Origin of the sequence: Rudaea sp., assembly GCF_036383415.1 — a bacterium.
Lineage (GTDB): Bacteria > Pseudomonadota > Gammaproteobacteria > Xanthomonadales > Rhodanobacteraceae > Rudaea.
Genome location: NZ_DASVOK010000399.1, coordinates 1 through 6,897, shown reverse-complemented (window position 1 = coordinate 6,897; position 6,897 = coordinate 1). Strand labels below are relative to the sequence as shown.

The 6,897-nt window shown below is 64.5% G+C and carries 3 protein-coding genes; 1 reads left to right on the top strand and 2 read right to left on the bottom strand.

What is annotated here, in order from left to right:
- Nucleotides 1-761 (bottom strand): amino acid permease (locus tag VF497_RS14715; protein ID WP_330890027.1); only part of this gene is annotated, 761 nt, incomplete at its 3' end.
- A gap of 141 nt (nt 762-902) precedes the next feature.
- Entirely contained in the window at nt 903-4,145 is a 3,243-nt protein-coding gene (locus tag VF497_RS14710) for a TonB-dependent receptor (protein ID WP_330890024.1), read from the bottom strand.
- A gap of 233 nt (nt 4,146-4,378) precedes the next feature.
- Between VF497_RS14710 and VF497_RS14705 the strand changes: the two genes are divergently transcribed.
- Nucleotides 4,379-6,897 (top strand): bifunctional aspartate kinase/diaminopimelate decarboxylase (locus VF497_RS14705; RefSeq protein WP_330890022.1); only part of this gene is annotated, 2,519 nt, incomplete at its 3' end.

The window sequence follows — 6,897 nt, the reverse complement described above, 5'->3', positions numbered from 1 at the left end:
TACGCCGCGTTCGCGAGCAGGTAGCACGCCGCCACCAGCAGCATGCCGAAAATGAGCGAGCGCGGCAGATTACGGTGCGGCTCGCGGATCTCGCCGGCGATGTCGTTGACGTAGTACCAGCCGCCGTACGAGAACAGCACTGGCATCAGCGCGCCGAAGAAGGTCAGCGGATGCAACGGTGGCGGCGGCGCCGCGGGCGCGGGTGCACCGCCAGCGGAAAGGCCGACCGCGATCAGCACGGCGAGCGCGAGCAGCTTGAGCACGGTGAGGATGTTCTGCACCAGCGATCCGGCGCGGATGCCGAACCAGTTGATCCCGGTCAGGAACACGATGGTGCCGACCGCCCATGGCGCGGGATTGGCGATCTTGATGCCGAGTGCGGCACCGAGATATTCGACGAACACGGTCGACACCGCGGCGATTGCGCCCGAGTGGTTGACGATCAGCAAGTTCCAGCCGTAGACGAAGGCGACGATGAGACCGAATGCTTCGCGCAGGTAGACGTAGCCGCCGCCCGCATTCGGCCGGCGCGCGCCGAGCTCGGCGTAGGACAGCGCGCCGATCAGCGCGATCACGCCGCCGACTGCCCAGGCGATCAATTGCTCGGTCGCCGAGCCGGTCTGCTTCGCCACGGCCGCCGGCACGCGGAAGATGCCCGAGCCGATCACGCCGCCGACCACGATCATGCTCGCGTCCCAGACGCCGAGGCGGCGCAGGTAGCCGGGCGTCGAGGCCGATGCGGTCGCGGTTTCGTCGGACATGCTTGCGCTTCCCAGTTTTCAGTCGCGAGCATGGCGAAGTCGCGCGCCGCTGTCGAGAGGCGTCGCCCGTCGGCACAGCCCGAAAACGCAAGCGGCCCGCACAGGGCGGGCCGCTTTTCGGTTTTCAAGCGTGGCGGTGGATCAGAACGTGTATTTCAGCGTCGCCATCATCGACCAGCGCGACACGGTGCGGCTCGGATCGAGGAAGCCGCCGTCGTAGTACACCTTCTGCTGCGGCTGGTAGTTGCCGTTCTTGTCGGTCGGCAACGAGTAGACGTACTGGCCCTGCGCATTGACGCCGGCGTAGTTGGCGAGGATGCGCGTCGGGTAGCCGGTCGTGCTGACCACCTGCGTGTCGCCCCAGTGCTTGTTGAGCAGGTTGAGGAAGTTGAAGATGTCCAGACGCAGCTCGCCCTTGCCCCAGAGGCCCGGCACTTCCTGTGCGAGGCTGAGGTCGAGCTGGTTGATCCACGCGTTCTTCGCGCCGTTGCGGCCGGCGATCTGGCCGCGATGGTCCTTGAGGTATTTGTCGGAGCCGAGGAAATCGTTGAACTGCTGGATCTGCGCCGCCGTGGTGCCGGTGGCGAAGGCCACCTTCGGATCGTTCGCGCTCGGGATGTAGACCGGATCGAACGCCGAGATGTTGTCGCCGTTGACGTCGTTGCCGAACACCCAGGTGTAGTTGTTGCCGCTGCGGCCGCTGTAGAAGCTCGAGATGGTGCTCTTGTAGTCGCCGAAGAAGTTGTGCTGCCAGGTCAACGAGGCCTTGAACGCGCGCGGCACGTTGTAGTTCGACGTCGCCGGGCGGTTGTCGTTCGGGTTCACGCGCGCGACGCGCTGGTAGCCATTGAACGCGATCGTGTCGATGCCCGGATCGACGTCGGTGGCGTGGCTGAAGGTCACCGCGACGTTGCCCGAGAGGCCGTCGGTGAACGGCTTGTCGACCGACAGCGTGATCGAGTCAGCCTTGCCTTCGTGCGTATTGGTCAGCAGCGTCGACGAGGTGGCGAAGCTGCGGTTCTGGTTGGCCAGCGCGTCGGCGGTCTTCGGCGCTTCGCCCGGAATCTTCCAATACTGGTTGCGGCCGTCAGGCAGCGTGCCGGTCGGCGCACCGAAGTTGATCGCCTGGTAGAGGATGCCGTTCATCACCTGGATGTGCTCGTACTCGGCCGTCGCGACGAGGCCCCACCATGGCAGTTCGCGGTCGAGCGCGATGCTGGTTTTGAGCGAAGTCGGCAGCTTGAAGTCTTTGGAAACCGTGTCGACCGAACCCGCGCCACCGCCGGCCGGGATGTTCTGGTGGAACGGATCCGGACTGAACGCTGCCTTGGTGTAGTCGGTGTTCACGTACGAGAGCAGGGTGACGCCGTTGTTCTGGTACGGATTGGTCAGCCACACCGCCGGCGGCGCGCTCTGGAACACGCCGACGCCACCGCGCAGCTGGGTCTTGTACTCGGTTTCGAAGTTGTAGTTGAACGACACGCGCGGTTCGATCACCGCAGCGCTCGAGCTGATCATGTAGTTGTTCGGATAGCCGAAGGCCTTTTCGAACGCGGCGTTGTAGACCGGCTTCTTGTTCGCGTCAGGAATATCGACGCGGATGCCGTACTGCAACGACAGCTGCGGAGTGGCCTGCCAGGTGTCCTGGATGAACGGGCTGGTCTGGGTGTAGGTCCAGGCACCGGCGATGTCGGGCAGGCTGTAGCCCGGCGCCGGATGGAACAGGGTATAGCGGTTGTAGATGCCGTGGGCGAAGTTGTCGAGTCCCCAGAACGTATACGCGCCAAATTCGGTCTGGCCGAACAGGTTGTAGATCTTGGTGCTGGTGTAGTCGACGCCGGCCTTGATCGCGTGGTCGCCGACGGTGTAGGTGCCGGCGAAGAACAGGCTCGTCTTCTTCGTGTCGATGTGGTTATAGTGGCGGAACTGTTCCTCGCCGAGGTTGACGGTCGGGCCGTTGCCTGCAGCCGACAGGTTCACCGCCACCTGCGGCTGCTGCCATGGCGCGGTCGTGTCCTGGACGAAATGCTGGTAGCCGACCTTGGCCTCGGTCGAGAAGCTGTCGGTCCAGTCATCGAACAGGTGGACGACGTAGTTGTCGGTCTTGATCGCCTTGGTGTAGGTGTAGCTCGACAGGCCGACGCTGTTCGTGCTGTTGCCGGCGACGGCCGGCTGCACGTTCTTGGTCTGCTGGTAGGTGAAGCTGGCGCGATGGCGATCGGAGATGTTCCAGTCGATCTTGCCGAGATAGCGCTTGTCGTCGAACGTGAGTCCGAGCACGCCGCCGAACGTGCCCGGCGTCAGGCCGAGCTGCTTGGCGATGTCGATGACCTTCTGCAGATCCCCGGGCGAGATCTTGCCGCTGGTCGAGGCGCCGTTGCCGAGCGAGGGATCGAGGCCGTTGGCCGAGTCCGCACCAAGGCCGGACATCTTTTCATGCTCGGCCGAAACGAAAAAGAACAGCGTGTCCTTGATGATCGGACCGCCGACGGTGAAGCCGCCGGTCCAGTCCTGAAAGTAGTTGCGATACGGATAGTTGTGGTTGTCCTTCGGCAGCCAGCCGGCGTTGCCGACGAGCTTGTCGGCATTGCGGTAGGAATAGTAGGCGCTGCCGTGGAACTGGTTCGTGCCCGACTTGGTCACCGCGTTGACGTCGGCGCCGACGGTGTCGGCGATCACGTCGTAGTTCGCGGTCGAGATGTGGTACTCGGCGATCGTCTCGGGCGAGATCGGCGTCTTCAGGTAGGGCAGGCCGTTGGCGTTGAGGCCGAACGGGTCGCCCTGGGTCACGCCGTCGACCGCGATGTTGTTGTAGCAGTTGTTCTGGCCGATGGCCGAGAACGAGCCGACACCCTGGTCCATCACGGTCACGCGCGGGTCGAGGCGCACGATGTCGTCGATCGAGCGGTTGCCCTTCGGTGTGGCGTCGAGCTGGCGCTGCGAAATCGTCGTCGCCAGGCCCTTGTTGTCGGCGGCGAACGTGGTCGCCAGCGCCGAGGCGGTGACGGTCACACCTTCGAGCTGCGCCGGGCCGGCGGCCGCAGCGGCTGCCAGGTTGATCGACGACGGCTGGCCCAGCTGGAGATAGACATCGTGCTGCTCGGCGACGGCCTTGCCAGCTTCGCTCGCCTTGAGCTCGAACGGACCGCCAACGCGCAGGCCCTGGGCCGAATAGCGGCCTTCCGCATCGGTCGTCACTTCCTTCGAGGTGCCTGAGGGCACGTGCACGATCGTCACCACCGCGCCGGCGACCGGCTTGCCCGCGGCGTCGAGCACGCGGCCGTTGATGCCGGAGGTCGTGATGTTCTGGGCATTCGCCGTGGTTACCGCCAACAGCGCGGCGATGGCGACGGGAAGGGCTTTGGCGCGAAGGGTTGCGAGCATCGGGAGTCCTTTGTCTGTGCACAAACGTTAAGTTTATTTTACATTTGTTACAGGTTGTTTGGTGCGCCGCGATAAAAATTGTGGACATGAGCCGGGGAAACGGGCGGGCGCACGGCCATGGCGGCGGCCTGTGCGAACGCAGCATTTCGCCTTACTATTGCTAGTTCATTGCGCAGAATTGCGCTGTCCGCTTTCGTCTCCTCAACAATAGGAACCATCGTGAGTGTGTCGCTGTGAATAAGATCAGCGCGCCCTTGAACGGCGCCCAGTGGGTTGTACTCAAATTCGGTGGCACCAGCGTTTCGACGCGGCCGCGCTGGGACAAGATCGCGGCGATCGCCAAGGGAAAACGGGCGCAGGGCAAACACGTTCTTATCGTCGTTTCCGCATTGTCAGGGACGACGGACAAACTGAAGGCCCTGTGTGAGCTAGGATCGGGTGACGGCCACGCCGACGCCGGCAAGTGCCGCGCCGTGGCCGACGAGATCATCGCGCGGCACCGCGCGATGTTCGCCGAACTGGAACTGAAAGACGCGAGCGGCCTCGACGCCTGGCTGGCGAAGCTCGAACAATTGCTCGCCGATCCGCGCCGTGCGGAAGGCGCACTGACCTGGCAGGCCGAAGTGCTCGCGCTCGGCGAGATGATGTCCTCGACGCTCGGCGCTGCGTATCTGACCGCGTCAGGCCTGGCGACGCGCTGGCTCGATTCGCGTGAGCATCTGCTCAGCGAAGCGCTGCCGAACCAGGGCGCCTGGGGCCGCTATCTTTCTGCCCAAGTGCCGACCGCGCGCGACGATGCGCTGATCGCCAAGCTGCCGTCGCTCGGCGAAACCTTCATCACCCAGGGCTTCATGGCGCGCAACGCGGCCGGCGAGACCGTCATTCTCGGCCGCGGCGGTTCCGACACCTCGGCGAGCTATTTCGGCGCGCTGCTCGACGCCGAGATCGTCGAGATCTGGACCGACGTCGCCGGCATGTTCAGCGCCAATCCGCGCAGCGTGCCGAACGCGCGCCTGCTGTCGAAGCTCGACTACGAGGAAGCGCAGGAAATCGCCACGACCGGCGCCAAGGTGCTGCATCCGCGCTGCATCAACCCGGTGCGCGAGGCCGGCGTGCCGCTCGCGATCAAGGACACGAACTATCCCGAATTCGCCGGCACGGAAATCGGCGCTGCGGTGGCCGATGCGCTGCCGAGCGTGAAGGCGATTTCGCAGCGCACGGGCATCACGCTGATCTCGATGGAATCGATCGGCATGTGGCAGCAGGTCGGCTTCCTCGCCGACGTGTTCGAGATCTTCAAGCGCCATGGCCTGTCGATCGACCTCGTCGGTACGGCGGAAACCAACGTCACCGTCTCGCTCGATCCGAGCGAGAACCTGGTCAACACCGACGTGCTTTCGGCGCTGTGCACCGACCTCGCCGAAATCTGCCGGGTGAAAGTGATTGCGCCGTGCGCGGCGATCACCCTGGTCGGGCGCGGCATGCGTTCGATGCTGCACAAGTTCTCGACGATCCTCGCCGAATTCGGCTCGCTGCGCGTGCATTTGATTTCGCAGTCGTCGAACAATCTGAACCTGACCTTCGTCGTCGACGAGAGTGCCGCTTCCGATCTCGTGCCGCAGTTGCACGACCTGCTGATCAAGGCCGAGGCGATGCGCGTGGAAGACTCGGCCGTGTTCGGTCCGAGCTGGGTGGATTTGTATAAAAAGAAACAAGTGCAGAATGCGCCTTGGTGGCGCACGCGCCGCGACGAGCTGCTCAAGCTGGCGGATCAGGCGACGCCGCATTACGTGTACGACCTCGCCACGGTACGCGCGCAGGCGCAGGCGCTGCGCGGCACGATCAAAGCGGTCGATCGCTGGTTCTACGCGATCAAGGCGAATTCGCATCCGGCGATCCTGCGCGAGATCGCTGCCGCCGGTTTCGGCCTCGAATGCGTCTCGCCCGGCGAAATCGCGCATGTGCGCGAAATCTTCGGCGCCGCCGTCGACATCCTCTACACGCCGAATTTCTGCTCGCGCGCGGACTACGCGGCCGGCATCGCGGCCGGTGCGCGCATCACCGTCGACAACCTGCATCCGCTCGAGCACTGGGGCGACCTGTTCGGCGGGCGCGACATCGAGTTGCGCCTCGACCTCGACTTCACCCGCGGCCATCACGACAAGGTCAAGACCGGCGGTGCCGAATCGAAATTCGGCTTGTCGCTGAGCGAGCTCGACGAATTCTTGAGCCTGGCCAAACAGCACAACGTGCGCATCGTCGGCCTGCACGCGCATCTCGGCTCGGGCATTCTCGATGCGAAGCATTGGAAGGAAGTGTTCGCCCACCATGCGAGCATCGCCGAGAAGATCGGCACCGTCGCTTCGCTCAACGTCGGTGGCGGCTACGGCGTGCCCGCGCGCGCCGACGAGGCGCCACTCGATCTCGAAGCCGTCGCCGCAGGGCTCGCCGAAGTGAAGGCCGCGTACCCGCAGTTCAAACTGTGGAGCGAGCCGGGCCGCTTTCTCGTCGCCGACGCGGGCGTGCTGCTCGCGCGCGTGAACCAGCTCAAGCGCAAGGGCGAGTTCCGCTATGTTGGTGTCGATGCTGGCATGCACACGCTGATCCGGCCCGCGCTGTACGAGGCCTACCACGAGATCGTCAATCTCTCGCGCATCGACGAACTGGCGACGGAGCTCGTACAGGTCGTCGGACCGATCTGCGAATCGGGCGACGTGCTCGGCAACCACCGCCGTCTCGCGAAAACGCAGGA